25 protein-coding genes, 1 tRNA gene and 1 pseudogene are annotated in these 25,000 nt (G+C 75.0%); 16 read left to right on the plus strand and 11 right to left on the minus strand.

What is annotated here, in order from left to right:
* The first annotated feature begins 66 nt into the window (after nucleotides 1-66).
* Both AB0C21_RS29880 and AB0C21_RS29885 read left to right on the plus strand, forming a co-directional pair.
* Entirely contained in the window at nucleotides 67-447 is a 381-nt protein-coding gene (locus AB0C21_RS29880) for an EamA family transporter (RefSeq protein ID WP_500208679.1), read from the plus strand.
* 36 nt (nucleotides 448-483) lie between these two features.
* A pseudogene (locus tag AB0C21_RS29885) lies at nucleotides 484-1,038 on the plus strand (phosphotransferase); the annotation flags it as partial.
* A gap of 7 nt (nucleotides 1,039-1,045) precedes the next feature.
* On the opposite strand, the gene AB0C21_RS29890 reads toward AB0C21_RS29885, so the two are convergent.
* Both AB0C21_RS29890 and AB0C21_RS29895 read right to left on the minus strand, forming a co-directional pair.
* The gene (locus AB0C21_RS29890) at nucleotides 1,046-1,993 is read right to left on the minus strand and encodes an anti-sigma factor RsbA family regulatory protein (RefSeq protein ID WP_500208680.1); all 948 of its coding nucleotides are present in this window, start codon (nucleotides 1,991-1,993) and stop codon (nucleotides 1,046-1,048) included.
* 217 nt (nucleotides 1,994-2,210) lie between these two features.
* Nucleotides 2,211-3,299, minus strand: coding sequence for a carboxylate-amine ligase (locus AB0C21_RS29895; RefSeq protein ID WP_500208682.1), 1,089 nt, complete (start codon nucleotides 3,297-3,299; stop codon nucleotides 2,211-2,213).
* A gap of 188 nt (nucleotides 3,300-3,487) precedes the next feature.
* Here AB0C21_RS29895 and AB0C21_RS29900 point away from each other — a divergent pair, with 188 nt between their 5' ends.
* Nucleotides 3,488-3,616, plus strand: coding sequence for a hypothetical protein (locus AB0C21_RS29900; protein WP_500208683.1), 129 nt, complete (start codon nucleotides 3,488-3,490; stop codon nucleotides 3,614-3,616).
* Nucleotides 3,617-3,655: 39 nt separating this feature from the next.
* Here AB0C21_RS29900 and AB0C21_RS29905 read toward each other — a convergent pair whose 3' ends face one another.
* Together AB0C21_RS29905 and AB0C21_RS29910 are read right to left on the minus strand one after the other, a co-directional pair.
* Entirely contained in the window at nucleotides 3,656-3,838 is a 183-nt protein-coding gene (locus AB0C21_RS29905; protein WP_500208685.1) for a hypothetical protein, read from the minus strand.
* Nucleotides 3,839-3,840: 2 nt separating this feature from the next.
* On the minus strand, nucleotides 3,841-4,050 hold the full coding sequence (locus tag AB0C21_RS29910; RefSeq protein WP_149258690.1) for an HGxxPAAW family protein: 210 nt from the start codon (nucleotides 4,048-4,050) through the stop codon (nucleotides 3,841-3,843).
* Nucleotides 4,051-4,274: 224 nt separating this feature from the next.
* On the opposite strand from AB0C21_RS29910, the gene AB0C21_RS29915 reads away from it, so the two are divergent.
* The 7 genes from AB0C21_RS29915 (at nucleotide 4,275) to AB0C21_RS29945 (ending at nucleotide 12,291) form a co-directional block, all read left to right on the plus strand.
* Nucleotides 4,275-6,098 carry a methylmalonyl-CoA mutase family protein gene (locus AB0C21_RS29915; RefSeq protein WP_500208687.1) on the plus strand — a complete coding sequence of 608 codons (1,824 nt, stop codon included), beginning with the start codon at nucleotides 4,275-4,277 and terminating at the stop codon, nucleotides 6,096-6,098.
* On the plus strand, nucleotides 6,095-8,317 hold the full coding sequence (gene scpA, locus AB0C21_RS29920; protein WP_500208689.1) for a methylmalonyl-CoA mutase: 2,223 nt from the start codon (nucleotides 6,095-6,097) through the stop codon (nucleotides 8,315-8,317). Before AB0C21_RS29915 ends, scpA begins: the two co-directional genes overlap by 4 nt.
* 56 nt (nucleotides 8,318-8,373) lie before the next feature.
* The gene (gene meaB / locus AB0C21_RS29925) at nucleotides 8,374-9,360 is read left to right on the plus strand and encodes a methylmalonyl Co-A mutase-associated GTPase MeaB (RefSeq protein WP_149258687.1); all 987 of its coding nucleotides are present in this window, start codon (nucleotides 8,374-8,376) and stop codon (nucleotides 9,358-9,360) included.
* Between the two features lie 79 nt (nucleotides 9,361-9,439).
* Nucleotides 9,440-10,441: a GNAT family N-acetyltransferase gene (locus AB0C21_RS29930; RefSeq protein WP_500208691.1), complete on the plus strand. Its 1,002-nt coding sequence runs from the start codon at nucleotides 9,440-9,442 to the stop codon at nucleotides 10,439-10,441.
* 92 nt (nucleotides 10,442-10,533) lie between these two features.
* Nucleotides 10,534-10,604, plus strand: a tRNA-Asn gene (locus tag AB0C21_RS29935).
* Between the two features lie 25 nt (nucleotides 10,605-10,629).
* Complete coding sequence (locus tag AB0C21_RS29940) at nucleotides 10,630-11,070, plus strand: HNH endonuclease (protein ID WP_149258685.1); 441 nt, start codon at nucleotides 10,630-10,632, stop codon at nucleotides 11,068-11,070.
* A gap of 198 nt (nucleotides 11,071-11,268) precedes the next feature.
* Nucleotides 11,269-12,291 carry a coiled-coil domain-containing protein gene (locus AB0C21_RS29945; protein ID WP_500208693.1) on the plus strand — a complete coding sequence of 341 codons (1,023 nt, stop codon included), beginning with the start codon at nucleotides 11,269-11,271 and terminating at the stop codon, nucleotides 12,289-12,291.
* Between the two features lie 52 nt (nucleotides 12,292-12,343).
* Here AB0C21_RS29945 and AB0C21_RS29950 read toward each other — a convergent pair whose 3' ends face one another.
* Nucleotides 12,344-13,399, minus strand: a complete 1,056-nt coding sequence (locus AB0C21_RS29950; protein ID WP_500208695.1) for a Gfo/Idh/MocA family oxidoreductase — start codon at nucleotides 13,397-13,399, stop codon at nucleotides 12,344-12,346.
* A 131-nt stretch (nucleotides 13,400-13,530) separates the two neighbouring features.
* Here AB0C21_RS29950 and AB0C21_RS29955 point away from each other — a divergent pair, with 131 nt between their 5' ends.
* A complete protein-coding gene (locus AB0C21_RS29955; protein ID WP_500208697.1) occupies nucleotides 13,531-15,177 on the plus strand; it encodes an NAD(P)/FAD-dependent oxidoreductase in 1,647 nt (548 codons plus the stop codon).
* Nucleotides 15,174-16,607: an ATP-binding protein gene (locus tag AB0C21_RS29960; RefSeq protein WP_500208699.1), complete on the plus strand. Its 1,434-nt coding sequence runs from the start codon at nucleotides 15,174-15,176 to the stop codon at nucleotides 16,605-16,607. The genes AB0C21_RS29955 and AB0C21_RS29960 overlap by 4 nt, the downstream gene beginning before the upstream one ends.
* On the opposite strand, the gene AB0C21_RS29965 is transcribed toward AB0C21_RS29960, so the two are convergent.
* On the minus strand, nucleotides 16,601-17,002 hold the full coding sequence (locus AB0C21_RS29965) for a VOC family protein (RefSeq protein WP_149258680.1): 402 nt from the start codon (nucleotides 17,000-17,002) through the stop codon (nucleotides 16,601-16,603). The genes AB0C21_RS29960 and AB0C21_RS29965 overlap by 7 nt on opposite strands.
* A 56-nt stretch (nucleotides 17,003-17,058) precedes the next feature.
* Between AB0C21_RS29965 and AB0C21_RS29970 the strand changes: the two genes are divergently transcribed.
* Nucleotides 17,059-17,604, plus strand: coding sequence for a MarR family winged helix-turn-helix transcriptional regulator (locus AB0C21_RS29970; RefSeq protein WP_500208701.1), 546 nt, complete (start codon nucleotides 17,059-17,061; stop codon nucleotides 17,602-17,604).
* Here AB0C21_RS29970 and AB0C21_RS29975 read toward each other — a convergent pair.
* Nucleotides 17,573-18,367: a class II aldolase/adducin family protein gene (locus AB0C21_RS29975; RefSeq protein WP_500208703.1), complete on the minus strand. Its 795-nt coding sequence runs from the start codon at nucleotides 18,365-18,367 to the stop codon at nucleotides 17,573-17,575. The genes AB0C21_RS29970 and AB0C21_RS29975 overlap by 32 nt on opposite strands.
* A 127-nt stretch (nucleotides 18,368-18,494) precedes the next feature.
* Between AB0C21_RS29975 and AB0C21_RS29980 the strand changes: the two genes are divergently transcribed.
* From AB0C21_RS29980 to AB0C21_RS29990, 3 genes are all read left to right on the plus strand, one after another.
* A complete protein-coding gene (locus AB0C21_RS29980) occupies nucleotides 18,495-19,643 on the plus strand; it encodes an RsbRD N-terminal domain-containing protein (protein ID WP_500208705.1) in 1,149 nt (382 codons plus the stop codon).
* Between the two features lie 73 nt (nucleotides 19,644-19,716).
* On the plus strand, nucleotides 19,717-20,586 hold the full coding sequence (locus tag AB0C21_RS29985) for an LLM class flavin-dependent oxidoreductase (RefSeq protein ID WP_500208707.1): 870 nt from the start codon (nucleotides 19,717-19,719) through the stop codon (nucleotides 20,584-20,586).
* On the plus strand, nucleotides 20,586-20,915 hold the full coding sequence (locus AB0C21_RS29990; protein ID WP_500208709.1) for a DMT family transporter: 330 nt from the start codon (nucleotides 20,586-20,588) through the stop codon (nucleotides 20,913-20,915). The genes AB0C21_RS29985 and AB0C21_RS29990 overlap by 1 nt, the downstream gene beginning before the upstream one ends.
* 12 nt (nucleotides 20,916-20,927) lie before the next feature.
* Here the strand turns inward: AB0C21_RS29990 and AB0C21_RS29995 are convergent, their stop codons facing one another.
* The 4 genes from AB0C21_RS29995 to AB0C21_RS30010 all read right to left on the minus strand — a co-directional run bounded on the left by AB0C21_RS29995 (nucleotide 20,928) and on the right by AB0C21_RS30010 (nucleotide 24,996).
* Nucleotides 20,928-21,782, minus strand: a complete 855-nt coding sequence (locus AB0C21_RS29995) for a helix-turn-helix domain-containing protein (protein ID WP_500208711.1) — start codon at nucleotides 21,780-21,782, stop codon at nucleotides 20,928-20,930.
* Nucleotides 21,783-21,831: 49 nt separating this feature from the next.
* A complete protein-coding gene (locus AB0C21_RS30000) occupies nucleotides 21,832-22,581 on the minus strand; it encodes a hypothetical protein (protein WP_500208712.1) in 750 nt (249 codons plus the stop codon).
* A gap of 103 nt (nucleotides 22,582-22,684) precedes the next feature.
* The gene (locus tag AB0C21_RS30005; RefSeq protein WP_500208713.1) at nucleotides 22,685-24,094 is read right to left on the minus strand and encodes an aldehyde dehydrogenase family protein; all 1,410 of its coding nucleotides are present in this window, start codon (nucleotides 24,092-24,094) and stop codon (nucleotides 22,685-22,687) included.
* A 176-nt stretch (nucleotides 24,095-24,270) separates the two neighbouring features.
* Entirely contained in the window at nucleotides 24,271-24,996 is a 726-nt protein-coding gene (locus AB0C21_RS30010) for a hypothetical protein (RefSeq protein ID WP_500208715.1), read from the minus strand.
* Between the last annotated feature and the right edge of the window lie 4 nt (nucleotides 24,997-25,000).

Genomic DNA, 25,000 nt, shown 5'->3' on the forward strand with positions numbered 1-25,000 from the left:
GGGCGGTCCGACCCGGTCCGCCACGCCGCGAGGACCTTGCGGCGGACGGCGGGCCGGGTCGCGACGATGCGGACCCCGTCCGGGACCGGGGCGCGGCCGAGCCGGGGGACGAGCGCGGCGGCGAGGCCGGCGGCGACGACGCGCTCGGCGTGCCCGGGCGGGGCCCGGCGCAGGGCCGGCGTCGACGTGCTCGCGGGCGTGCTGCTCGGCGCCGACGTCGCCGGGACCCTCCTGCTGCTCCAGCCGGTGCTGGCGGTCGCCCTCGGCGCGGTGGTCCTGGGCGAGCGGCCCGGCGCCGCGCAGATCGCGGGCTGCGCCCTCGTCGTCGCCGCCGTCCGGCTGGCCGGCAGGGGTAGCGTTGCTCCGCGTGACGACTCCGGAATGGGCTCCCGAGCGCGAGGTCACGGCCGGACTGGCGGGCGCCCTGATCGGGCGGAGGTTCCCTGAGCTCCGCGGCGCCCCGGTGGAGGGCCTCGCCGCCGGGTCGTCCTCGCCGCCGAGGCCGGGGCCTTCCTGCGGACCCTGCACGACCCGGCGCTGGCCCGCGAGGCGGGGGAGGGGCTGCCCTTCGACCCGATGCGGCGCGCCGACCCCGCCGAGCGCGCGTCGCGGACGTACGGCCGCCTCGACGCCCTCGCCGCCCGCGGGCTGTGGAAGCGCGACCCGGCCGCCGGGGAGCTCCTGGCCGCGGCCGAGGGCCGGGGCGCCCCGGGCGGCGACCCGGTGGTCGTCCACGGCGACCTGCACGTCCGGCATCTCCTGCTCACCCCGGACGGGCACGCGGCAGGAGTGATCGACTGGGGTGACGTCTGCCTCGCCGCCCCGGCCGTGGACCTGTCGCTGGCCTACGCGGGGTTCGCGGGCGCCGCACGGGAGGCGCTCCTGGCGGAGTACGGGCCGGTCCCGGCGGAGCAGGAGGCCGCCGCGCGCATCCTGGCGCTGAACCTCGCCGCGACGCTGGCCGAGTACGCGGCGTCCACCGGGCGGCAGGCGCTGCTGGCCGAGGCGCTGGCCGGGATCGGCCGGGCCGTCGGCTGAGCCGGGCTCAGGTGCGCATGTAGACGCGGATCGCGGTGCCGTCCGGCCCGGTGTGGACGCGGACGAGGTCGGCGAGGTGGTTGACCATGAGGATGCCCCGGCCGCCGTGCGGGCTCATGTCCGCCGGGCGGCGCCCGGCGAGCGGATCCCTGATGTTCCCGGCGTCCCGGACCTCGCAGACGACGTGCCCGTCCTCCGTCCAGAGCCGCGCGGTGCCCCCGCCGCCGCCGTGCAGGCACGAGTTGGCGGCCAGCTCGTTCACCGCGAGCTCGAGGTCGCCGACGGCGGCGGCGCCGAGGCCGAACCGCTCGCCCCAGTAGCAGGCGAACTCGCGGACCACGGGGAGCGCGTCGAGGTCGAAGCTCATCGCGACCGCCTCGGCCGGCTCGGGCAGCGGGAGGTTGTAGTCGCTGATGACGCGGTGCGGCGCGTAGTCGCCGCTCGGGTGCTCGCCGTGCCGGTCGATCACGACCGGGTGGGTGGCGCGGGCGTCGGCGACCGCCACCGGGGCCAGCCGCGCCGTGTCGTAAAGGCACAGGATGCTCGCCTCGCGCCCCGCGAAGGCCAGGTTGATCAGGGCCTCGTGCTGCGCGCAGGCGGGGTACTCGGTCGCCGAGCGGCCGGGCCAGACCGGCTCGCCGATGATCCGCGCCCGGCCTCCGGCGTGCCGGTCGGCGAAGCGCCGCAGCACCCCGGGGATGATGCGGCCGGGGTTGCGGCCCGCCGTCGCCATGTCGAGCCAGGTCACCTTCGCGGCGGCCGGGCCGAGGGAGCCGCGGAGCAGGGCCAGGCGGTCGCCCGGCACCGCCACGGCCACCGGCTCGCCCGCTCCGAGCCCGGCGCGGATGAGCGGCAGGGCGCCCGCGAGGTACTCCTCGTCGCCGTGGTAGAAGAGCGCCTGGTGGACGAAGGCGTCCGCGCGGGGCGCGCCCGTCCTGCCGGGCCCGAGCCTCATCGCGGGGTCGCTCCGTATGGTCCTGCCGTCGCGTGCATCCGATCGAGGGTACGCGCTGGCGGGAAGCCGTGCGAGCAGGGTCATGCGGACGTCCCCCGAGGTCAGCCGAATCCTTGGTCCGAATCGGCGGTACCCGCGAAGTGGACCTTGAAAACAGACGATTCCCGGACCAAGCGCGTTCGGGGCCGTCATCGCCCGCTCCGCCGCCGGGACGGGGTCAGCGGTCGCGCAGCAGGACGGCGTCGACCACGTCGGTCAGCCGGCCGCGCCTGCGGTACGCGCAGCGCTGCCGTTCCGCGCCGGTCCCGTCCGCGGCGAGGCGCCGGAGGCCGCGGGCGACGGCGTCGAGGTCCCCGGCGGAGCGCAGCGCGGGCAGCACGTGCGCCAGCAGGTCGCCGGCCAGCGCGCCGAAGTCCGCGGGGCGGCCCGTGCGCACGTCCACGCCCCGCCCGGCGAGCCCGTGCCGCGCCGCCAGCCAGTAGGCCGCGCGCAGCATCTCCTGGGGCGGGTCGGGGGCCCGCTCGCCGGCGTCCACCGCGTCGGACGACACCTGGACCAGCGCCCGGACCAGCGCGGCGAACACCGCCGCCTCGTCGGCGGTCGAGGCGACGTCCGCGAGCCGCACCTCGAGCGTGGGCAGCCGCGCCGACGGCCGGACGTCCCAGAAGATGGTCCCGGTGTCCATCAGGGCGCCGCACTCCAGCAGCGTCCCGACGAGGTCGTCGTAGTGGCCGGCGGACGCAAGGTAGGGCGGCGGTCCCGCCACCGGCCACCGCGCCCAGGCCAGCGCCCGCCAGCAGGCGTGGCCGGTGTCGCGCCCGGCCCAGTAGGGGGAGTTCGCCGTGAGGGCCAGCAGCGTCGGCAGCCAGGGGCGCAGGTGGTTGCTGACCTGGACGGCGCGCTCGCGGTCCGGCATCTCGACGTGGACGTGGCACGAGCAGATGCTCTGCTCGTCGTCCAGGCCACGGTAGACGGCGAGGCTCTCGGCGTAGCGGGCGCCGCGGCCGATGGGGGCGGGCACGAGGTCGCCCAGCACGGGCGTCCCGGTCGCGGCGAGCCGGACGCCCTCGGCCGCCGCGGCGGCGGCCATCACCGCCCGCATCGAGCGGATCTGCTCGTCCAGCTTGTCCAGGTCGTCGCACGGCGAGGTCTTGGCCTCGGCGAGATAGGCGACGAGTTCCGTGGAGGTGCGCTCGCCGAGCGCCGGCTTCGCCCGGCGCACCACCGCCGGGGCGCGCGGGGCGACCTCACGGGAGACGGGATCGACGACGAAGTACTCTTCCTCGATTCCGAATCGCAGGGCCATCCCACCACCTCGGGCTCGGGGGCGACGCAGGCGGCCACGGTCCCCTCGAAAGTACGTCGCCGCCGCGGCGTCCGCACCTGCCGGACGGTCCGGAATAGGGGGAAAAGGGACTCTTGGCCCTATTTTGACCCGGCGCTGAGCGGGCATGGTGCGGTCAGGCGCAGCGAAGGAAGGGGAGGTGAGGTCCGGTGTACGGGTCGACTCCGATCGGCGTGCTCGTCATCCTGGTCGCCGTCGCGGTGTTCCTCATGGTCGGGCTGTTCTACCTCGGCGACAAGCGGAAGGGCCCGCCCAACGGCTCGGATCGCGGCCGCTGAGACGGGCCCCGGCGCATGCCGCGCGGGCTCCCGGCGCCGTCAGGGGCCGGGGTCCACGAAGTACATCGACAGCGCGATCAGGTGCGTGACGACGACCACGCCGATGCCGAAGAAGAACAGCATCTTGGCGGGGCCGTGGGGGAAGACGGTCCCCGGCCTGAGCGGACCGCGTTCGCGCTGCCGCGCGGCGATCCGCTCCTCGATGGGCGGCCGGCCGAACACCGCTACTGCCGGGGCTCGTCGACGACGACGTCGGTCATGATGTCGACGGCCAGCGCGATGATGCCGCCGATCACGGTCACCGCGGCGCCGACCCCGAACACGACCCAGTCGGGGCCCAGGGTGATGCCGACGCCGCCGATGGCGAAACCGACGAAGATGATGGCCACGGCGACCCAGGACCTGGGGCGCCCGGCGTGGCTGCCAGTCGACATGCGTTCGTCTTCCCTCTGCATGGTTCGGGGGTTGGGGTCTACGACGCCGAACTCTAGCAACGCCCCTCGCCACAGGGCCTTTCGGGGTACCCGGAGATCGCCGGGGCGGGCGGCGGGCACCGCCGGCCCGGGCGCGCGGGGACTCCGGCCGCGCCCCGGTCCCGCGTACTGGTCAGCGGGACCCGGTTTCGAGCCGGATTCGGCCGCTCGCCTACGATCCAGGCATGACGGTGCCGCCTGAGGAACTCGAACTGGCCGCCGCCTTCCCCACGGCCGACCGCGACCGGTGGCGGGAGATGGTGAAGGGGGTGCTGCGCAAGTCCGGCGCGGCGGGCGAGGACACCCCCCTCGACGAGATCGAGGGTCTGCTGACCCGCGAGTCGTACGACGGAGTGCCGATCGCAGCGCTCTACACGCGCGACGACGCGCCGCCGGGACGTCCCGGACTGGCGCCCTACGTGCGCGAGGTGCGCCCCGACGGGGAGGGCATCGCGGGATGGGACGTCCGGCAGCTGCACGCCCACCCCGACCCGGCCGTCGTCCAGGAGGCGGTGCTCGCCGACCTGGAGAACGGCGCCACCTCGCTCTGGCTGCGGCTCGGCGAAGGCGGCATGCCCGTGTCCGCGCTCCCCGAGGCGCTGCGGGGCGTCCTGCTCGACCTGGCGCCCGTCGTGCTGGACGCGGGCGCGTCGGCGGGCGAGGCCGCGGAGGCGTTCCTGTCGCTGGTCACCGAGCGCGGGAACGCGGCCGACGCCGCCGGCAACCTCGGCGCCGACCCGCTCGGCCTCGCGGCGCGCACCGGGACGGCCGGATCGCTGGACGAGGCCGCCGCGCTCGCCGCGCGCTGCGTCCGCGACTTCCCGAAGCTGCGCGCGGTCGTCGCCGACGGGACCCCGTACCACGACGCGGGCGGCGGTGACGCCGAGGAGCTCGGCGCCGCCGTGGCGGCCGGCGTCGCGTACCTGCGCGCCCTGACCGCCGCCGGGCTGAGCGTGGACGAGGCGTTCGGGCAGATCGAGTTCCGCCTCGCCGTCAACGCCGACCAGTTCGCCTCGATCGCCAAGCTCCGCGCGGCGCGCCGCCTGTGGGCGCGGGTCGCGGAGGTCAGCGGCGCCGCCGAGGGCGCCGACGCGCGCGTCCACGCGGTCACGTCGTCGGCGATGATGACCCGGCGCGACCCGTGGGTGAACATGCTGCGCACCACCGTCGCGGCGTTCGCCGCCGGGGTCGGCGGCGCGGACGCGGTCACCGTCCAGCCGTTCGACGCCCGCCTCGGCCTGCCGGACGGCTTCGCCCGCCGCATCGCCCGCAACACCCAGACGCTGCTGCTGGAGGAGTCGAGCCTCGCCCGCGTCGTCGACCCGGCGGGCGGCTCCTGGTACGCCGAGAGCCTCACCGAGGGGATCGCCCAGGCGGCCTGGACCTGGTTCACCGAGATCGAGAAGGCCGGGGGACTGGCCGCCGCGCTCGACTCGGGCCTGGTCGCCCGCCGCCTCGCCGCCACCTGGGAGCGGCGCCGGAAGGACATCGCCCGGCGCAGGGCGCCGCTCACCGGCGTCAGCGAGTTCCCGAACCTGAGCGAGACCCTGCCCCCGCGCGACCCCGCGCCGCCGGCGCCCGGCGGCGGCCTCCCGGTCGTCGCCTACGCGCAGGACTTCGAGGCGCTGCGCGACCGCTCGGACGCCCACGCGCGGGCCACCGGCGCCCGCCCGAAGGTCTTCCTGGCGACGCTCGGGCCGATCGCCGTCCACACGGCGCGCGCGTCGTTCGCCGCGAACCTCTTCCAGGCGGGCGGGATCGAGACGGTCGCGGGCGCCCCCGAGGAGTTCGGGGCGTCCGGCGCCGCCGTCGCCTGCCTCTGCTCCAGCGACGCCCTGTACGGGGAGCGGGCCGCGGAGGCCGCGCGGATCCTGCGCGCCGCGGGCGCGGTGAAGGTCTGGCTGGCGGGTAAGGGAACCTACGAGGGGGTCGACGCCCGCGTGTACGCCGGGTGCGACGCGATCGAGGTGCTGGAGACCACCCTCCACGATCTGGGAGTGAACGAATGATCCCCGACTTCACCGAGGTCGAACTCGGGACGGCGCCCCCCGCCGACGAGGCCGCCAAGCGGTGGCGCGCCGCGGTCGAGGGCGCCACCGGCGCCGCCCCCGAGGCGCAGACCTGGGACACCCCGGAGGGCATCGGCGTCAGGCCCCTCTACACCGGCGACGACCTGGCCGGGCTCGACTTCCTCGGCACCTATCCGGGCATCGCGCCGTTCCTGCGCGGCCCCTACCCGGCGATGTACGCCACCCAGCCGTGGACGATCCGGCAGTACGCCGGCTTCTCCACCGCCGAGGAGTCCAACGCGTTCTACCGCCGCAACCTCGCGGCCGGGCAGAAGGGCCTGTCGGTGGCCTTCGACCTGGCCACGCACCGCGGCTACGACTCCGACCACCCGCGCGTGTCCGGCGACGTGGGCATGGCCGGGGTCGCGATCGACTCCATCTACGACATGCGGCAGCTCTTCGACGGCATCCCGCTGGACCGGATGAGCGTGTCGATGACCATGAACGGCGCCGTCCTGCCCGTCCTCGCGCTCTACATCGCCGCCGCGGAGGAGCAGGGGGTGAAGCCGGAGGCGCTGGCGGGGACCATTCAGAACGACATCCTCAAGGAGTTCATGGTCCGCAACACCTACATCTACCCGCCGCAGCCGTCCATGCGGATCATCTCCGACATCTTCGCGTTCACCTCGCAGCGGATGCCGAAGTACAACTCCATCTCGATCTCCGGCTACCACATCCAGGAGGCCGGGGCCACCGCCGACCTGGAGCTCGCCTACACGCTCGCCGACGGCGTCGAGTACATCCGCGCCGGACGCGAGGCGGGCCTCGACATCGACGCGTTCGCGCCCCGCCTGTCGTTCTTCTGGGCGATCGGGATGAACTTCTTCATGGAGGTCGCCAAGCTCCGCGCCGCGCGGCTGCTCTGGGCGCGGCTGGTGAAGACGTTCGAGCCGCGGAACCCGAAGTCGCTGTCGCTGCGGACCCACTCGCAGACGTCCGGCTGGTCGCTGACCGCGCAGGACGTGTTCAACAACGTCGCCCGCACCTGCATCGAGGCCATGGCCGCCACGCAGGGCCACACCCAGTCGCTGCACACCAACGCGCTGGACGAGGCGCTCGCGCTGCCGACCGACTTCTCGGCCCGCATCGCCCGCAACACCCAGCTGCTCCTCCAGCAGGAGTCCGGGACGACCCGCACGATCGACCCGTGGGGCGGCAGCGCCTACGTCGAGCGGCTCACCTACGACCTCGCCCGCCGCGCCTGGGGCCACATCACCGAGGTCGAGCAGGCCGGCGGCATGGCGAAGGCGATCGACGAGGGGCTGCCCAAGCTGCGCATCGAGGAGGCCGCCGCCCGCACCCAGGCCCGCATCGACTCGGGGCGGCAGCCGGTCATCGGCGTCAACAAGTACCGCCCCGACACCGAGCAGGAGATCGAGGTCCTCAAGGTCGACAACGCCTCCGTCCGCGCCCAGCAGATCGACAAGCTGCGCCGGCTGCGCGAGGAGCGCGACGAGACCGCGACGCGGGCCGCGCTGGACGCGCTCACCCGCGCCGCCGAGGCCGCCGAGAACGGCACCCGCCCGAACGACCTGGAGCACAACCTGCTCGCGCTCGCCATCGACGCAGCCCGGGCCATGGCGACCGTCGGTGAGATCTCCGACGCCCTGGAGAGGGCCTACGGGCGGCACGCGGCGCAGATCCGTACGATCTCCGGTGTGTACCGGGAGGAGGCGGGCCAGGTGACGGGCATCGAGCGGGCGCGGGCCGCGACCGCCGCGTTCGAGGAGGCCGAGGGCCGCCGGCCCCGCATCCTCGTGGCCAAGATGGGGCAGGACGGCCACGACCGCGGGCAGAAGGTGATCGCGACCGGGTTCGCCGACCTCGGCTTCGACGTCGACGTGGGCCCGCTGTTCCAGACGCCCGCCGAGGTGGCCCTGCAGGCCGTCGAGGCCGACGTGCACATCGTCGGCGTCAACTCGCTCGCCGCCGGCCACCTGACGCTGGTCCCCGCGCTGCGCGAGGAGCTGGCCGCGCTGGGGCGCGACGACATCATGATCGTCGTCGGCGGGGTCATCCCGCCCGGGGACTTCGACGAGCTGCGCGCGGCCGGCGCCTCGGCGATCTTCCCGCCCGGCACCGTCCTCGCGGACGCGGCGGTCGGCCTGCTGGAGGAGCTCACCGAGCGGCTCGGCCACGCCGCGCCAGAGAGCGCCTGAGGAGTGCCGGGCGGAGACGGCGTCGTGGGGCACCAGGCGGAATCGGAAGGAGCACGGTGAGCGCGCCGGGCGTCGACGACTACGCGGCCGGGGTGCGGGACGGCTCGCGGGCGTGGATCGCGCGGGCGATCACGCTCGTGGAGTCGGCCCGCCCGGACCACCGGGAGCTGGCGCAGAAGCTGCTGGTCGAGCTGACCCCGCACGCCGGGAGCGCCCGCCGCGTCGGGATCACCGGCGTGCCCGGGGTCGGCAAGTCCACGTTCATCGACGCGCTCGGCACCCGGCTGACGGGGGAGGGGCACAAGGTCGCGGTCCTCGCGGTGGACCCGTCCTCCACGCGGACGGGCGGCAGCATCCTCGGCGACAAGACCCGCATGCAGCGCCTCGCCACCGACCCGGGCGCGTTCATCCGGCCCTCGCCCACCGCGGGGACGCTCGGCGGCGTCGCGAAGGCCACCCGCGAGGCGATGGTGGTCATGGAGGCCGCCGGGTACGACGTCGTCCTGGTCGAGACGGTCGGCGTCGGGCAGTCCGAGACGGCCGTCGCCGAGATGGTCGACTCCTTCCTGTTCCTCACCCTCGCCCGCACCGGCGACCAGCTTCAGGGGATCAAGAAGGGCGTGCTGGAGCTGGCCGACGTCATCGCCGTGAACAAGGCCGACGGCGAGCACCGGAGGGAGGCCGAGCGCGCCGCCCGCGAGCTGGCGGGCGCGCTGCGGCTGCTGCGCAGCGACGAGCGCGTCCGGAGCACGCGGGTCCTGACGTGCAGCGCCAAGGAGGGCACCGGGCTGGAGGAGGTGTGGGGCGCGCTCGTCGAGCACCAGGACCGGCTCCGCGAGTCCGGCGAGCTCGAGGCCCGGCGCCGCCGCCAGCAGGTCGGCTGGACGTGGGAGCTGGTCCGCGACCGCCTGCTGTCCGACCTGCGCGGGCATCCCGGGGTCCGGGAGCTGGCGCCCGGCCTGGAACGGGAGGTCGCGGACGGCGCGCTGACGCCCGCGCTCGCCGCCGAGCGGATCCTGGAGGCGTTCTCGCGAGACCGCTGAGCCCGGTTCCCGTACGTCCGAAACCATGGGTTGTGCCAGGTCCCGGTCGCGGCGGGCGGGGATCAGGTACAAAAGTCGGATGGACGTCATCGCGCTCGAGGATCCGACGGACGCGCAGATCCGGGAGTGGCACTCGGTGCTCGCCGCCGTCCACGCGGCCGAGCCGGCCGGCGACCCCGCGCCCGACCCGGAGCGGACGGCGCGGCTGCTGCTCGGGGCGGAGGCCGGCTCGCGGCAGCGGCTGTGGGCGGCGGCCGCCGGCGGCCCCGGGGCGGGCGGTGCCCTGGTGGCGGTGGCGGCGCTGCGGCTGCCCGGTGAGCCGGGCGCCGAGCGGCCCGGCGAGATCGACATCCAGGTCCGCCCCGAGCACCGGCGGCGCGGGCTCGGCGGCCGCCTGCTCGCCGCGGCCGCGGCCGGCCTGCGCGCCGACGGCCGCTCCAGCGTGATCGCCCAGGTCCTCGCGGGCACCCCGGCCGTGCCGTTCCTGGAGTCGCACGGCTTCGAGTGCGTCCTGACCCTGCGCGGCATGCTGCTGCGGCTGGACGAGGTCCCCGCCGATCGCGTGGCGCGGCTGCTGGCGGAGGCGCCCGCCGGGTACCGGCTCGTGCGCTGGAAGGGCGCGGTGCCGGACGAGCACGCCGACGCCCTCGCCCGCGCCAAGCACGCCATGGCGGACTTCGCCGAGTACGAGGGGTCGCCGTGGGACGCGCACCGCGTCCGCGAGATGGCCGAGATCGTCGCCAAGCGCGGCGACGACCTGTACACGGTCGCGGCGCTGGCCGGCGGCGTCATCGCCGGGTTCACCGAGGTCGTGGTGCCGGCGGGGTGCGCCGGGCGCGCGGCGCAGTACGACACGGCGGTGCTGCCCGAGCACCGCGGCCGGCGGCTCGGCATCTGGGTGAAGGCCGCGATGCTGCGCTGGCTCGGGGAGGAGTGCCCGGGGGTGCGGGAAATCGAAACAGACAATTCCGGCGACAACGCCCACATGCTCGCCGTGAACGAGGAGCTCGGCTTCCGCCTGGAGCGCGAGTCCCTGGAGTACCAGGCCGCGGTGTCCGCCCTCCCCGCCACCGGGTCCTGACCGGAAAACACGTTGCCTCCGGGCCCCGCCGATGGGCATTCTCAAGGAGGTCTTCCGGGAAATGCCCGGAAGGCGGAGAATTGCCGAAGCATTCCCCTGTAGTTCAACGGCAGAACGCCGCACTGTTAATGCGGATATCCAGGTTCGAATCCTGACGGGGGAGCGGCACGGGCCAGGGAGGTGACACGGTGAACGTGCTCGTCCTCAACGCGTCGTACGAGCCCATGCAGCGGGTGGATCTGCGGCACGCCATCCGCATGCTGGTGCGCGAGGTGGCCGTCGTGGAGGAGGCCGAGGAGGGCCGCACCTTCGGCCGCTTCCCGGTGCCGCGGGTCCTGCGGCTCGTCCGCTACGTCGCGATGCGCTGGAGGCACGGCAGGCGGCCGCCCTGGAGCAAGCGGGGCGTCTACCTGCGCGACGGCGGCCGCTGCTGCTACTGCGGGAAGCGCGGCAACACGATCGACCACGTCCACCCGCAGTCCCGCGGCGGCGGCGACACCTGGGAGAACACCGTCCTGGCGTGCGGGAGGTGCAACAACCGCAAGGGCGACCGGACGCTCGCCGAGGCCGGCCTGCGGCTGCTGTCGCAGCCGCGGGTGCCGCGCTGGGAGGAGCTCGTCGGGCCGTGACGGGGGGCGCCGGATCCGTCCGGTGCCACCGGGGGAGGGGGCCGGACCGCGCCACGCGGTCCGGCCCCTGGGCCGTCCGGGGGCGGGGCCGCCGGTAGCCCGCGCGTGACGCTATGTGTTTTGTGAACCTTGTGAGGCAATTCGGGCGATTGTGGTAGCGTGCCGCCAATCTTGAGCTTTGTTATCTAGGAGAGATCTGTGGCGGCCCTCGATCCCCCCGGCAGGACGCCCCGCCCCCCGCGCGGGCGCAGGACGGCGAAGCGCCTCGCGGCGCTGGCCCTCGCGGCGGGCGTCTCGGCGGCCCTGCCGCCGGTGTCCGGGAGCACGGCGAGCCTCCCGCAGGAGCCGAAGGACCTGAAGAAGGAGTACGCCAAGCTCAAGGCGCGCTCGGAGAAGCTCTCCAAGGAGTACCGGGGCGAGCTCGTCTCCCTCGAGGAGGCGAAGAAGGCCGCCGAGCGCGCCGGCGCGGACGCGACGAAGGCCGGCCGCGAGTACGACGCCGCCCGCGTCGACGTGGCCCGCATCGCCTCCACGACCTACATGACCGGGCGCCTCGACGTGATCCCGATGATCTCCTCGGCCGAGCCGGGCGCCGCCGTCCGCGACGCCGCCGTGATCGAGCACATCACCCGCAACAACGGCCGCCGCATCCAGAGCCTGGAGGCGCTGAACGCGAAGGCGGTCCAGTCGCGGGCGACGGCCAGGCAGAAGCTGGCCGCCGTCAAGAAGGAGATCGACGACCTGGAGGGCCAGCGCGCCCGCGTCAAGAAGCTGCTCGCCAAGTACAAGCCCGAGGTGACCCGCACCAGCGTCCCCAGCGGCGGCGGCCGCCCGGACGGGGCGAGCGGCACGAAGTCCCCGATCGTCGGCAACTCGATGACGGCGCGGATGCGCACCGCGCTGCAGGAGATCGACGGCAGGTTCGGCGCCTTCCCCACCATCGGCTGCTCGCGCCCGGGCGACCCGCAGGACCACGGTTCGGGCCGGGCCTGCGACTTCATGGAGAGCACCGGCGGCAAGATGCCGAGCGCCTCCGCCCAGGCGCACGGCGACCGCGTCGCCCAGTACGTCATCGACAACGCGTCCCGCCTCGGCATCAAGTACGTCATCTGGAAGCAGCGCATCTACGACATGCGCGGCAGCGGCGGCTGGCGGCAGATGGAGGACCGCGGCAGCGTCACCCAGAACCACTTCGACCACGTCCACGTCTCCGTCCTCTGACGGCGGCGTGCACTGACCGGGGCGCTCCGACCGGCCCGGTCGCCGAGGTGCGCTACTGGTCGCCGAGGTCGACGACGGCGGACTCGCGGGCGGAGCGGGCGGCGGCCTCGATGACCTCCAGCCCGGTGATCGCGTCGGCGAGGGTGACAGGGGGCGGCGCGCCGTCCCGGAGCGTCCGCAGGACGCGCGCGTAGAAGTCGTGGTAGGCGCCCGCGGCGGTGGGCTCCGGGGCCTCCTCTCCCGGCGTGCCGAGCAGGCCGCCGGACCCGGTCGGGGGGATGCCGTAGCCGGGGTCCCTGGGGGTGAGGCCCGCGCGGAGCTGCTCCTCCTGGACGTCCATGCCCGAGACCGTGTACGCCGCCTTGCCGCCGATGACGCGGAAGCGCGGGCCCAGGTGCGAGGCGGTGGCGCTCATCCACAGGTGCGACCGGGTGCCGCCGGGGTGGGTCAGGGCCACGAACACGTCGTCGGGCGCCGTCGCCCCGGCACGGCGGGTGTCGATCTCGGCGTAGACCTTCTCCGGGCGGCCGAACAGGGCGATCGCCTGGTCGATGAGGTGGGAGCCGAGGTCGAACAGGATGCCGCCCGCGTCGCGGGGGTCGGCGCTCTCCTTCCAGCTCTCCCTGACCTCCGGCCGCCAGCGCTCGAAGCGGGACTCGAAGCGCCGGACGTCGCCGAGGGCGCCCTCGGCGACGAGCCGCCGCGCCGTCTGGAAGTCGCCGTCCCAGCGCCGGTTGTGGAAGGGGAACACCGGCAGCCCGCGGACGGCGCTCAGCGCGGCGAGGGAGCGGGCGTCGGCCGCCGCGGCCGCGACGGGCTTGTCCACGACGACGGGGACGCCCGAGGTCAGCGCGGTCCGGGCCAGCGGCACGTGCTGCCGGTTCGGGGCCGTGACCACCACCAGGTCGCAGGCGCCCGACGCGCCCCACAGCCGGTCGACGGTGTCGAGGACCTCCGCCTCCGGGTACCGCTCCCGCACGGCCCGCTGCCGCTCCGGGGCGCCGGTCACGACCGCGGCCAGCCGCATCCCCGGCACCGACGAGATCAGCGGCGCGTGGAAGACCGAGCCGCCGGTGCCGTATCCGATCAGCGCAACACGCAGGTCCATGCCCCCGATCATGGCCGATGGCGCGGCGGCGTCCGGGCGGCGGGGCCCCGGTCGGCGGATCCGGTCCGGCGCACGGGCGCCGGATCCACGTAGGCTTTTGCTCGCGGATGTGCTGAAACGAGGGGGACGCGTTGTCCAAACCAGTGCTGCTGACCGTCGACGACGACCCGGGCGTGTCCCGGGCCGTGGCACGGGACCTGCGCCGCCGGTACGCCGAGTCGTACCGGATCGTGCGCGCCGAGTCGGGCGGGCAGGCCCTGGAGGCGCTGAGCGAGCTGCGGCTGCGCGGCGACGACACGGCCGTGCTGCTCGCCGACTACCGGATGCCCGGCATGGACGGCGTGGAGTTCCTGGAGCGCGCCATGGACCTGTTCCCGTTCGCGCGCCGGGTCCTGCTCACCGCCTACGCCGACACCGACGCGGCGATCCGCGCGATCAACGACGTCGACCTCGACCACTACATGCTGAAGCCGTGGAACCCGCCGGAGGAGAAGTTCTACCCGGTGATCGACGAGCAGCTGGACGCCTGGGCGCGGGTCGAGCGGCGCCCGCCGGGCGAGCTGCGGGTGGTGGGGCACCGCTGGTCGTCCCGCTGCTACGAGGTCCGCGACTTCCTCGCCCGCCACCAGGTGCCCTACACCTGGCTGATGGACGGCGACCCGGAGGGCGCCCAGCTGGTCACCGCGGCCGACTGCCCCGAGCTGCCGCTGATCGTGACCGCGGACGGGACGGTGCTGTCGGCCCCCTCCGATGCCGAGCTGGCCGCCGCCGTCGGGCTGCCGAGCATCCCGTCCACCGACTTCTACGACCTGATCGTCGTCGGCGGCGGCCCGTCCGGGCTCGGCGCCGCCGTGTACGGCGCGTCCGAGGGCCTGAAGACGGTGGTGGTGGAGCGGCGCGCCCTCGGCGGCCAGGCCGGGCAGAGCTCCCGCATCGAGAACTACCTCGGGTTCCCCGACGGGGTGAGCGGCGCGCAGCTCGCCGACCGGGCCCGCCGCCAGGCCGACCGGTTCGGCGCCGAGCTGCTGCAGGCCGGCGAGGTCACCGCGCTGGAGTCGCGGGGCACGGCCCGGGTGGCACGGCTGGCGGACGGCACGGAGATCGCCGCGCACGCCGTCATCCTCGCCACCGGCGTCTCCTACCGGCGCCTCAACGCGCAGGGCGTGGACGACTTCGCCGGGCGCGGCGTCTACTACGGCGCCGCGCTCACCGAGGCGCCGTCGTGCGCGGGCGAGGAGGTCGCCGTCGTGGGCGGCGCCAACTCCGCGGGCCAGGCGGCCGTGCACCTGGCGAAGTACGCCAAGCGGGTGCACATCGTCGTCCGGGCCGACAGCCTGGCGAAGTCGATGTCGCACTACCTGGTCGAGCAGATCGCGGCGACGCCGAACATCGAGGTGCACACCGGCAAGACGGTGTGCGCCGCGGAGGGCGCCGACCGGCTGGAGCGGCTCACGTTCGCCTGGCCTGGCGGCAAGAAGACCATCGACGCGAACTGGCTGTTCGTGTTCATCGGCGCCGAACCCGGCACGCAGTGGCTGGACGGCTTCGTCGAGCGCGACGCGCGCGGCTACGTCCTGACCGGGCCCGACCTCGTCGGCGGGGGACGCCGCCCCGCCGGCTGGCCGCTCACCCGCCAGCCCTACCACCTGGAGACCAGCGTCCCCGGGGTGTTCGCGGCGGGCGACGTGCGCTCGGAGTCGATGAAGCGGGTGGCGTCCGCGGTCGGCGACGGCGCGATGGCCGTCGCGTTGGTCCACCGTTACCTGGAGCAGGCATGAACACCGCGTCACCGGAGCAGCTCCGGGAGCTGTTCCTCTTCGAGGACCTCGACGACGAGAAGCTGGGATGGCTGTCGGCCTGCGGGACGGTCGCCGACTATCCGCAGGACGGGATCATCTGCGCCCAGGGCGACGCCGCCGAGTTCCTGTACGTGCTGCTCGACGGCGAGATGGTCATGACCCAGAACGTCCGGGGCCACGTGGCGCAGGTCAGCCGGACCGACCGGCCCGGCACCTACGGCGGGGCCGTGCAGGCGTACCTGGGCGACAAGATCGAGCAGCGGTACCAGCACTCGCTGCGCGCGACGCGCCCCTCGCGGCTCTTCGTGCTGCCGGCGTACAAGTTCGGCAAGATGGTCCGCAAGTGGTTCCCGATGGCCACGCACCTGCTGGAGGGCGTCTTCTTCGGGATGACCAACGCGCGGCGGGCCATCGACCAGCGCGAGCGCCTCACCGCGCTCGGCACGATCACCGCGGGCCTCACCCACGAGCTGAACAACCCGGCCGCCGCCGCGGCGCGGGCCAGCGCCGAGCTCGGCGACCGGCTGATCGGGGCGCAGAAGAGCCTGGCCGACCTCGCCGCGCAGGGCGTCGACTGCACCCATCTGAGCGCGCTCGTGGCGCTGCGCCCGGCGCTGCCCGCCGCGCCGGGCGGCCGCCGGAGCCCGCTGGAGGTCAGCGACGCCGAGGACGAGCTGGGCGACTGGCTGGAGGAGCACGGTGTCGAGGGCGCCTGGGAGCTCGCGCCCGGCCTGGTGGCCGCCGGGATCGGCATCGAGCAGGCCGAGGAGGTCGAGCGCGCGGCGCGCGGGCACCTGCCGGCCGCGATGCGCTGGCTGGCCGAGGTGATGGAGGTGACCCAGCTCCAGGCGGAGATCTCCGAGGCGATGGGCCGCATCACCGCGCTGCTGGACTCCGCCCGCCAGTACTCCCAGCTCGACCGCGCCCCCTACCAGCGCACCGACCTGCGCGAGCTGCTGGACAGCACGCTCACCATGCTGAAGCGCAAGTTCGGCGACGGCGTGACGGTGAAGACCGTCTACGACGAGACGCTCCCGCCCGTCCCGGTCTACGCGGCCGAGCTGAACCAGGTGTGGACGAACCTGATCGTGAACGCGCTGCAGGCCATGCAGGGCAGCGGCACGCTGACGATCCGCACCGCCCGCGAGGACGACTGTGCGCTGGTGGAGATCGCCGACACCGGGGTCGGCATCCCCGAGGAGGACCTCGGCCGGATCTTCACGCCGTTCTTCACCACCAAGCCGGTGGGGCAGGGCACCGGCCTCGGCCTCGACATCTCCTGGCGCATCGTCGCGGGCCGGCACGGCGGCGACATCCGGGTGGAGTCGCTTCCCGGCGACACACGCTTCCAGGTCCTGCTCCCGCTCACCGAGCCCGCCGGGGAGCCGGGCGAGGAGACCGCTCAGTAGGACTGGAGCTCCAGCAGGTTGCCGCCGGGGTCGCGCAGGTGGGCGGTGCGCAGCCCGGGCCCCCACTCGGGGCGGTCCCGCGGCCCGGCGACCTGCGCGGCGCCGAGCCCGCGGAGCGTCCCGGCCGCCGCGTCCACGTCGGCCACGCGCAGGACCAGCATCGCGCCGTCCTGCCCGGACGGCGCGGGCAGGTCCGCGGTACCGACCGCCTTGGCCATCCGGGCGCGTCCCATCACGACCAGCACGGCCTCACCCCGCAGGTCCCAGTTCGCGTATTCGGCCTCCGGGAGCAGCTTGACCGGCTCGATCCCGAGCAGTGCCCGCATCGCCGCCTCGTAGAAGCGGGCGCAGGCGGGAAAGTCGTCCACCAGAAGGCGCGGATACAGCGCGTCCATACCGTCTCCCATTCGTGGGTGCTCACCAATGATTGGGGCAACCCTACAATAGGGGGATGGAGGAGACCGCCGGGCCGCTGCCGCCCCGCCTGCTCGGGATCACCACGTTCGTGCTCGCCCAGGTCGGGCGGGCCGGGCGCGTGCGGATGGGCCGCATGATGGACGAGCACGGGCTCGGCCTCTGGCACTTCGCCGTGCTGTCCGCGCTCGACGACGCCGCGCCCGCCTCCCAGCGCGACCTGGGCGTCCGGCTGCGCATCGACCCGAGCGACCTCGTCGAGGTCGTGGGGCGGCTGGAGGGGGCCGGGCTCGTCCGCCGGGAGCGCGACCCGGCCGACCGCCGCCGCTACGTGGTCGAGCTGACCGCCGAGGGCCGCGCGGAGCTGGACGAGGTCACCCGCCGCGCGGCCGAGCTGGACGCCGAGCTGCTGGAGCCGCTGACCCCCGAGGACCGGGCGGCACTGGAGCGCATCGCCCGCGTCCTGCTCGCCCACCACGATCCGCGGGCGCGCCCGGGGCGCGCGAAGGCCCCGGCGCCGCCGAGGGCGCCGGGGCCGGGGGAGGGGCCGCCTACTCGAACAGGTCGGGCTGCTCGCGGGTGATCTGGTCGTAGAGGGGCTGGTAGTTGATCCAGCCGACCAGGTCGTTGCCGATCTGCTCGTGGGTGAGGACGGCGTTGTCGTGCTCGATCGGCACGACCTGCCCCGCGGCCTTCGCCAGGAGCTGGACCTGGCAGGAGCGCTCCATCGTGATGAACCACCACGCGGCGGCGTCCACGGTGTCGCCGACGGTGAGCAGGCCGTGGTTGCGCAGGATGACGGCCTTGTGGCCGCCGAGGGCCGCGGCGATGCGCTTGCCCTCCTCGAGGTCGGTGACGACGCCGGTGTAGTCGTCGAACAGCCCGTGGTCCTGGTAGAACGCGCACACGTCCTGCGTGATCGGCTCGAGCTTCTGGCCGAGCGCCGAGATCGCCCGCCCGTGGGTGGAGTGGCTGTGCGCGGCGGCCACCACGTCCGGGCGCGCCTGGTGCACCTGCGAGTGGATCGCGAACGCCGCCTCGTTGACCGGGTAGCGGCCCTCCACGACCTTGCCCTCGTGGTTCACCAGGATCAGGTCGCTGACCCGGATGTGCTTGAACGACATGCCGAACGGGTTGACCCAGAAGTGGTCGGTGCGCTCGGGGTCGCGGGCGGTGATGTGCCCGGCCACGCCCTCCTCGAAGCCGAACTTGCCGAAGATGCGCAGCGCGGCGGCGAGGCGCTCCTTGCGGTGCCGGCGCTCGTCCGCGACGTCGTCGAACGCGGGCGGCAGCCGGAAGATCAGGTCGGTCGGCAGCTTCTCCAGGAACTCTTCCTCGTCGGACATCGGGCACTCCTCGGGCTCGTCTCCCGACCACCGAACACCATGGTCCGGCCTCCCGGCTAGACCGGGGGCGCCCAACGCCCGCACGCCCGGTTGTCCGGAAGGGACAACGGCGGAGCACAATGGGGTGATGGACCCCGGCGCGGGCGACCGCTTCCTGCGGCTGCTGATCGAGCACACCGACGACCCGGTGCTGCTGGAGGCGACGGTCCGCGCCGCGCGCGGCCGGTCGGAGCTGGTGGCCGCGCTGCCGGAGGAGGAGACCAGGCGGCACACCCGCGCCCTCGTCCGCGGGGTGCTCGCCGCCCTGGAGGACGGCGAGCCGAGCGAGGAGGTCCTCGCGGCGGCCGAGCGGCTCGGCTCGGACCGGGCCCGGCAGGGCGTGCCGGTCGCGGCGTTCCTGGACGGCTTCCAGGCGGGCCGCGCCCACCTCGTCCGGGCCCTCGTCGCCGACGGGCGCCGGATGGGCGTCCCGGACGCGGCGCTGCTGGACGGCGTGACCCGCATCGACGAGATCACCACGGCGCTCGTGCAGCGGATGGTCCACGCGCACCGGGTCGCCGAGCTGGAGATGGCGCGGACCGCCCGCGAGGAGCGGCTCCAGATGCTCCGGCAGCTGCTGCACGGGGAGGCCGTCCCCGTGCTCGCCCCGCTCGACCCGCGGGCCGCCTACCACTGCGTGGTGTCCGACGTCAGCGACCCGGCCGTGGCGGGGCGGCTGGAGGCGGCGCTCACCGCCGCCGGGCCCGGCCTGTGCGGGCTGGTCGACGGCCGGCTCGCGGCGCTGGTCGCCCGGCTCCCCGGCCCGCGGGACCGGGTCACCGGGCCGTCGGGCCCGCTGCTGGTGGCCGCGCCGCCCGCCCGTCCCGGCGCCGTCGCCCCGATGTACGCGCTCGGACGGCGGGCGCTGCGGGCGGGCGCCGCGGCGGGGCTCACCGGGATGCGGGAGCTGGCCGACCTCGCGCTGCTCACCGCCACCGAGGCCGAGCCGGAGCTCGGCGGCCTGCTCGCCGCCGCGCTCCTGGCGGGCCTCGACCCGGGCGATCCCTTCCACCGGGAACTGGCGGGGACCGCGCTGGCCTACCTCGACCACGGCGGCCGGATCGAGCCGACGGCCGCGGCGCTGCACGTCCACGGCAACACCGTGAAGTACCGGATCCGGCGGTTCCAGGAGCTGACCGGGCGGCCGCTGCTCGACCCCGCCGGGGGCGCGGCGGTGTCGCGCACCGCGAACTGGTGGTGGGCCCTGCACCGGTGGCTCGCGGGGGCCGGCGCGTGAGCGGTCCCGGCGGCATGTATCTATTGGGGGGACGTTTCCGCGGTGGGGCGTCAGGGGCAGAACGGAGGAACCGGTGACGGCACCGAGGATCGGCACCGTGATGTGGCCCATGCGGTCCTGGCCGGAGGCCGGGGAGCTGTGGCGGCGCGCCGAGGAGCTCGGGTTCCGGCACGCGTGGGTGTACGACCACATCGCCTGGCGCGGCACCACGCCCTGGTACGACGCGTACACGACGCTCGCCGCGGCCGCGGCGGTCACCTCCCGGATCCGCATCGGCACGCTGGTGACCTCGCCCAACTTCCGGCACCCCGTGCCGGCCGCGCACGCGATCAAGACGATCGACCACGTGAGCGGCGGGCGGCTGACCATCGGCGTCGGGGCGGGCGGCACGCGCCGCGCGTCCGACGCCGGGGTCCTCGGCGGCGCCGACTGGAGCCCCGGCGAGCGCGCCTCCCGCTTCGCCGAGTGGGTCGCGCTGCTCGACCGCCTGCTGACCGATCCCGAGACGTCCTTCGAGGGGGAGTACTACACCGCGCGCGAGGTCGTGCAGGAGCCCGGCTGCGTCCAGCGGCCCCGCGTGCCGCTCGTCATCGCGGGGGACGGGCCGCGCGGGATGCGGGTCGCCGCCCGGCACGGCAGCGGCTGGGTGACCAGCGCCCACGGCGCGGGGGACGAGCCCTACGGCATCGTCCGCTCCCGGCTGGACGCCCTGCGCGCGGCGTGCGCGGCCGAGGGCCGCGACCTCGCCGACCTCGTCCTGCTGACCGGCTTCAACGAGGAGCCCTGGCTGGAGTCGCCCGGCGCGTTCGCCGACCTCGCCGGCCGCTACGGCGAGCTCGGCATCACCGAGATCGCGCTGCACTGGCCCCGCCCCGGCTCGCCGTTCGACGCGGACATGAAGGTCTTCGAGGCGGTCGCCGCCGAGTACGGCGAGGCCCGCTGATGCCGTTCGTGCTGCTCGGCCTGGCGATCGCCTTCGAGGTCACCGCGACGCTGGCGATGCGGGCCTCCGACGGGTTCACCCGGCTCGTGCCGTCGCTGATCGTCGTGGCCGGGTACCTGATCTCGTTCGTCTTCATGGCCAGGGCGCTGACGTCGCTGAACGTCGGGCCCGTGTACGCCATCTGGTCCGCGCTCGGCACGATCGGCGCGTTCGCGGGCGGCGTCCTGCTGTTCGACGAGCCGGTCAAGCCGGTGACCATCGCCGGCGCGGTGATCATCGTGCTCGGCGTCATCGTGATGAACCTGGGCGGCGGCGTGCACCAGAACTGACCGCGGCCCGGGTCAGGCGGGGACGTCGGCCGGCGCGGGGACGCGCTGCTGCCCGAGCCGGCCGCCGACCAGCTCGGTGGGCGTGCAGCCGGACAGGGCGCGGAACTCCCGGTTGAGGTGGGCCTGGTCGTAGTAGCCGCAGGCGAAGGCGGCCTCGGCGAGCCCGGCGCCGCCGAGGAGCAGCTCGACGGCGCGCTGGAAGCGCAGCACCCGCGCCATCACCTTGGGCGGCAGCCCCGCCTGCTCGCGGAACCGGTGGGTGAGGTGCTTGCGGCTCCAGCCGACGTCGGCGGCGATTCCGGCGACGGACACGGCGGGGTCGCCGGTGAGCAGCCGCCACGCCCGGACCACCTCCCGGTCGGGGACCGGGCCGGCGTCGAGGCGGCGCAGCAGGAAGGCGTCCAGGATGTCGAACCGCGCCTCCCAGGTCGGCGCGTCGCCGAGCCGCTCGACCAGCGTCCGCGCCTCCCGGCCGAGCAGGTCGGGCAGGTCGGCGGCGGCGTTGGTGAGCCGCGCCATCGGGACGCCGAGCAGCGTGTAGGCGCCGAGGGGCGTCACGTCGAGCTGGATGCCGCGCTGCCCGCCGGGGCTGAGGTACATGCCGTGGCCGTCGTGCATCCCCGCGACGAACGACCCGTACGCGCGGTCGCGCACCCCAGGGTCGGGGACCTCCAGGTGGAGCGGCGGGCCCAGGTTGAGGATCACCACGGTGGTGCGGGTGGGCAGGGTCCGCATCCGGGTGGGGACGGCCTCCGTCTCCCAGTAGCCGTCATAGGAGCGCAGGAACGGGCGCAGCGCCGGATGGGGGCGGCCCCGTGCCAGCCACCAGCCGCCCCGGTCGCCGAACTCGACCGGCCTGTCGCCCATGGAGCCAGTCCTACCACGCCGGGGTGCCAGGGCGGGGTGACAGGGCGGGCTACTCGTACATCTGCCCGCACACGGCGACGCGGGCCAGATCGGCCCAGCTCATCGCGGTGATCGCGCGGACGGGGGAGCGGGCCGGCGGCTCGCCGGGCCCGGTCGGCAGCGGCACGCGGGCGCCGTCGGCGGCGTCCCACCCGCCGAGGCTGCCCGCGACCGCGCACTCCAGGTACGTCGCCGGGTCGAAGTTGTACCAGCGGGACGGGGTGGCGCGGGCCCCCGCGCCGGGCGGCCGGGGCGCCTCCACGCCGAACCGGGCCTGCGGGCCGGGTGGAGCGGCCAGGAAGTCCTCCAGGTCGGCGATCTGGGAGAGCAGGACCCGCTCCCAGTCGGCGTACCCCTCCGGTTCGTCGCCGGGCAGCGACAGGTCCCTGCCGCTCCACGCGGGGTCGAAGGGGGCCGGCGACGTGGCGGCGGCCGCGGCGAACATCGCCGCCACGTCGTCCGGCTCGAGCCGCGCCTGGTCGGCGAGCACGGCGCCGACCTTCCACAGCGAGCGCAGGAACGCCGACAGGGACCACGACGCGGCCCTGGTGTCCTGGCCGAGGTGCAGGAACACCAGGTACAGGTCGCGGTTGGTGCGCACGGCGGGCCCCGGCGGGCCGTCCACCCAGTACATCTGCCTGTGCCGGACGCCGCTCTCCAGGACGATGGCCTGGGCCAGCGCGGAGATCCGGGAGTCGTGCGCCGCGACGCGGAAGACGTTGCCGAGGTCGTCCTGCCGCATGACGTCCCAGGTCTGCATCCTGTCGGGCTCCTCCGCGGTCGGTGGGACAAGTGGTACGTGCCGGGGACGGGGTGCGGTCCGGCGGCCGGCCGCCGGACCGCACCCGGTCAGGGCGGTCCGCTCAGCCCTTCGAGCGGTGGATCACCTGGAGCTCGGTGAACCCGTACAGGCCCCAGGGGCCGTTCTCGACGCCGACGCCGCTCCACTTGAAGCCGCCGAACGGCTGGTGGGGGGCGAGGGCGAGGTGGGTGTTCACCCAGGCGGTGCCGCACTCGAGCCGCCCGGCCACCTCCGCGGCCCGGTCGGCGTCGGCGCCCCACACCGAGCCGGACAGCCCGAAGTGGGTGCCGTTGGCGCGGGCGAGGGCCTCGTCCAGGTCGGTGTACTTGACGACCGGCAGGGCGGGGCCGAACTGCTCCTCGTCCACGATCCGGGTGCCGTCGGCGACGTCGGCGAGGATCGTCGGCTCGAAGAAGTAGCCGGGCCCGTCGATCGGCCTGCCGCCCGCCGCCGCGCGGGCGCCGCCGGCCAGCGCGTCGGCGACGAGTTCGCCGACCCGCTCGTACTGCGGCCGGTTGTTGATCGGCCCGTACTGGACACCCTCCTCCATCCCGTTGCCGACCCGGGCGGCCTTCGCCCGCTCGGCGAGCGCGTCCACCACGTCCCCGTAGAGCGCCTCCGGGACGTACACGCGCTTGATCGCCGAGCAGACCTGCCCGTTGTTCTGGAACGCGGCGCCGAACAGCCGGTCGGCGACCGCGGCCGGGTCGGCGTCGTCCAGCAGGATGGCGGGGTCGTTGCCGCCGAGCTCCAGCGTGACGCGCTTCAGGTCCGGCGCGGCCGCGGCGGCGACGCGCTTGCCGGTCGCGACGCTGCCGGTGAAGCTGATCTTGCGGGGGACCTCGTGCCCGGTCATCCAGGCGCCGAGCTCGTCGCCGCCGGTGACGACGTTCAGCACGCCGGGCGGCAGGACGTCGCGCAGCACCTCGCCGAGCTTCAGGCTGGACAGCGGGGTGAAGGGGGACGGCTTGAGGACCATCGTGTTGCCCGCGAGCAGCGCGGGGGCGAGCTTCCAGATCGCGAGGAGCAGCGGGTAGTTCCACGGGGTGATCGCGGCGACCACGCCCATCGGGCGGCGCACGACCTCGACCAGGGCGTTGGCGTCGTCCTGGATGACCTCGCGGGGCAGTTCGAGGTCGGCGAAGTACTTCAGCCACACGCCGGCGCCGACGACCTCCATGGTCGCGTCGGCCAGGGGCTTGCCCTGCTCCAGCGTGAGGATCCGGCCGATCTCCTCGGACTTGGCGAACATGACGTCGGCCGCCGCGAGCAGCGCCTTGCGGCGCGCGGACTCGTCGCGGCGCCACTCGGCGTAGGCGGCCTGCGCCGAGGCCATCGCGGCGTCGAGCTGCTCCCGGGACGCGTCGGGCGCCTGCTCGGCCACCTCGCCGGTCGCCGGATCGATCACGCCGAAGGTGCCGGGCGCGGTCACCGCCCGGCCGTCGATGGTCATCGAGAAGTTCTCGGACACCTTGGTCCTCCGCTCACGGGGTTACCGAACGGGATTCAGTATTCACCCTCACCGGCCTCCTGACGAGCGGTGGGGCGATCTCGGGAGGCGGCGGGGGCGGCCACGTGGGCGATCGCCGCCTCCGGACGGCGAAGGGCGCCCCCGCGGGGTGCGGGGGCGCCCGTGGGCGGGTCGGGTCAGGCGGCGAAGATGCGGTCCAGGAGGTCGCGGTAGCGGCGCAGCGTCAGGCGGAGCCGCTCGGTGTCGGGCTGCCCGCCGCCGTCCAGCTCCTCGGTGAGCGAGCGCCGCTGCGCGGCGAGCGAGCGCGCGAGGGCGTCGACCGCCTCGGACGCCAGGCCGTCGGCCTTGCGCACCGACTCGCCGGGGTCGTCGACGAACGCGGCCTGCACCTCGTGCCACCGCTCCCGGAGCCGCTCGGCCTCGGCGGCGTCGAACAGCTTCTCGGGGGCGCCGCCGGATGCGGCCCCCGGCGCCGCGCCCGGCCCGCGGGGAGCGGCGTGCTTCGGCTCCGCGCTCTGGACGGGCGTCCCGAACGGGTCGGTGTCCCGGGTGGTCGCCGTGGCCGGGTTCGTGTCCTTGACGGGGGTCCTGGCCTGGTTCGCCTCCTGGCTGGGGGTCTTGATCGCGCCCGCGTCCTTGACCGGGGTCTTGGCCGGGTTCGCGGCCCCGGCGGGTGTCTTGGCCGGGTTCGCGGTTCCGGCGGGGGTCCGGGCCGGGATCGGGTCCGGGACCGTGTCGGGCGCGGTCTCCGGGGCCTGAGTCCCGGGCGCGGCCGGTGCGGGACCGGCGACGTGCAGGTCGTCGGACACCCCCGGGTCCGCCGTTCCGGCGGCGCGTGCCCGCTCGCCGGCGAGCGGCCCGCCGGACGCCGGCGTACCGGTCTCGGGTCGCCTGTGCTCCATCGGG

The organism is Spirillospora sp. NPDC049024, assembly GCF_040649235.1.
GTDB lineage: Bacteria > Actinomycetota > Actinomycetes > Streptosporangiales > Streptosporangiaceae > Spirillospora.

Excerpts from the sequence above, each read along its gene's own strand:
- AB0C21_RS29930 (WP_500208691.1), top strand. The coding sequence starts at position 9,440 with ATGGACGTCATCGCGCTCGAGGATCCGACGGACGCGCAGATCCGGGAG.
- AB0C21_RS30000 (WP_500208712.1), bottom strand. The coding sequence starts at position 22,581 with ATGCAGACCTGGGACGTCATGCGGCAGGACGACCTCGGCAACGTCTTC.
- AB0C21_RS29890 (WP_500208680.1), bottom strand. The coding sequence starts at position 1,993 with ATGAGGCTCGGGCCCGGCAGGACGGGCGCGCCCCGCGCGGACGCCTTC.
- AB0C21_RS30010 (WP_500208715.1), bottom strand. The coding sequence starts at position 24,996 with ATGGAGCACAGGCGACCCGAGACCGGTACGCCGGCGTCCGGCGGGCCG.
- scpA (WP_500208689.1), top strand. The coding sequence starts at position 6,095 with ATGATCCCCGACTTCACCGAGGTCGAACTCGGGACGGCGCCCCCCGCC.
- AB0C21_RS29950 (WP_500208695.1), bottom strand. The coding sequence starts at position 13,399 with ATGGACCTGCGTGTTGCGCTGATCGGATACGGCACCGGCGGCTCGGTC.
- AB0C21_RS29880 (WP_500208679.1), top strand. The coding sequence starts at position 67 with ATGCGGACCCCGTCCGGGACCGGGGCGCGGCCGAGCCGGGGGACGAGC.
- AB0C21_RS29895 (WP_500208682.1), bottom strand. The coding sequence starts at position 3,299 with ATGGCCCTGCGATTCGGAATCGAGGAAGAGTACTTCGTCGTCGATCCC.
- AB0C21_RS29970 (WP_500208701.1), top strand. The coding sequence starts at position 17,059 with ATGGAGGAGACCGCCGGGCCGCTGCCGCCCCGCCTGCTCGGGATCACC.
- AB0C21_RS29995 (WP_500208711.1), bottom strand. The coding sequence starts at position 21,782 with ATGGGCGACAGGCCGGTCGAGTTCGGCGACCGGGGCGGCTGGTGGCTG.
- AB0C21_RS29960 (WP_500208699.1), top strand. The coding sequence starts at position 15,174 with ATGAACACCGCGTCACCGGAGCAGCTCCGGGAGCTGTTCCTCTTCGAG.
- AB0C21_RS29965 (WP_149258680.1), bottom strand. The coding sequence starts at position 17,002 with ATGGACGCGCTGTATCCGCGCCTTCTGGTGGACGACTTTCCCGCCTGC.
- AB0C21_RS29975 (WP_500208703.1), bottom strand. The coding sequence starts at position 18,367 with ATGTCCGACGAGGAAGAGTTCCTGGAGAAGCTGCCGACCGACCTGATC.
- AB0C21_RS29915 (WP_500208687.1), top strand. The coding sequence starts at position 4,275 with ATGACGGTGCCGCCTGAGGAACTCGAACTGGCCGCCGCCTTCCCCACG.
- AB0C21_RS29910 (WP_149258690.1), bottom strand. The coding sequence starts at position 4,050 with ATGTCGACTGGCAGCCACGCCGGGCGCCCCAGGTCCTGGGTCGCCGTG.
- AB0C21_RS29980 (WP_500208705.1), top strand. The coding sequence starts at position 18,495 with ATGGACCCCGGCGCGGGCGACCGCTTCCTGCGGCTGCTGATCGAGCAC.
- AB0C21_RS29990 (WP_500208709.1), top strand. The coding sequence starts at position 20,586 with ATGCCGTTCGTGCTGCTCGGCCTGGCGATCGCCTTCGAGGTCACCGCG.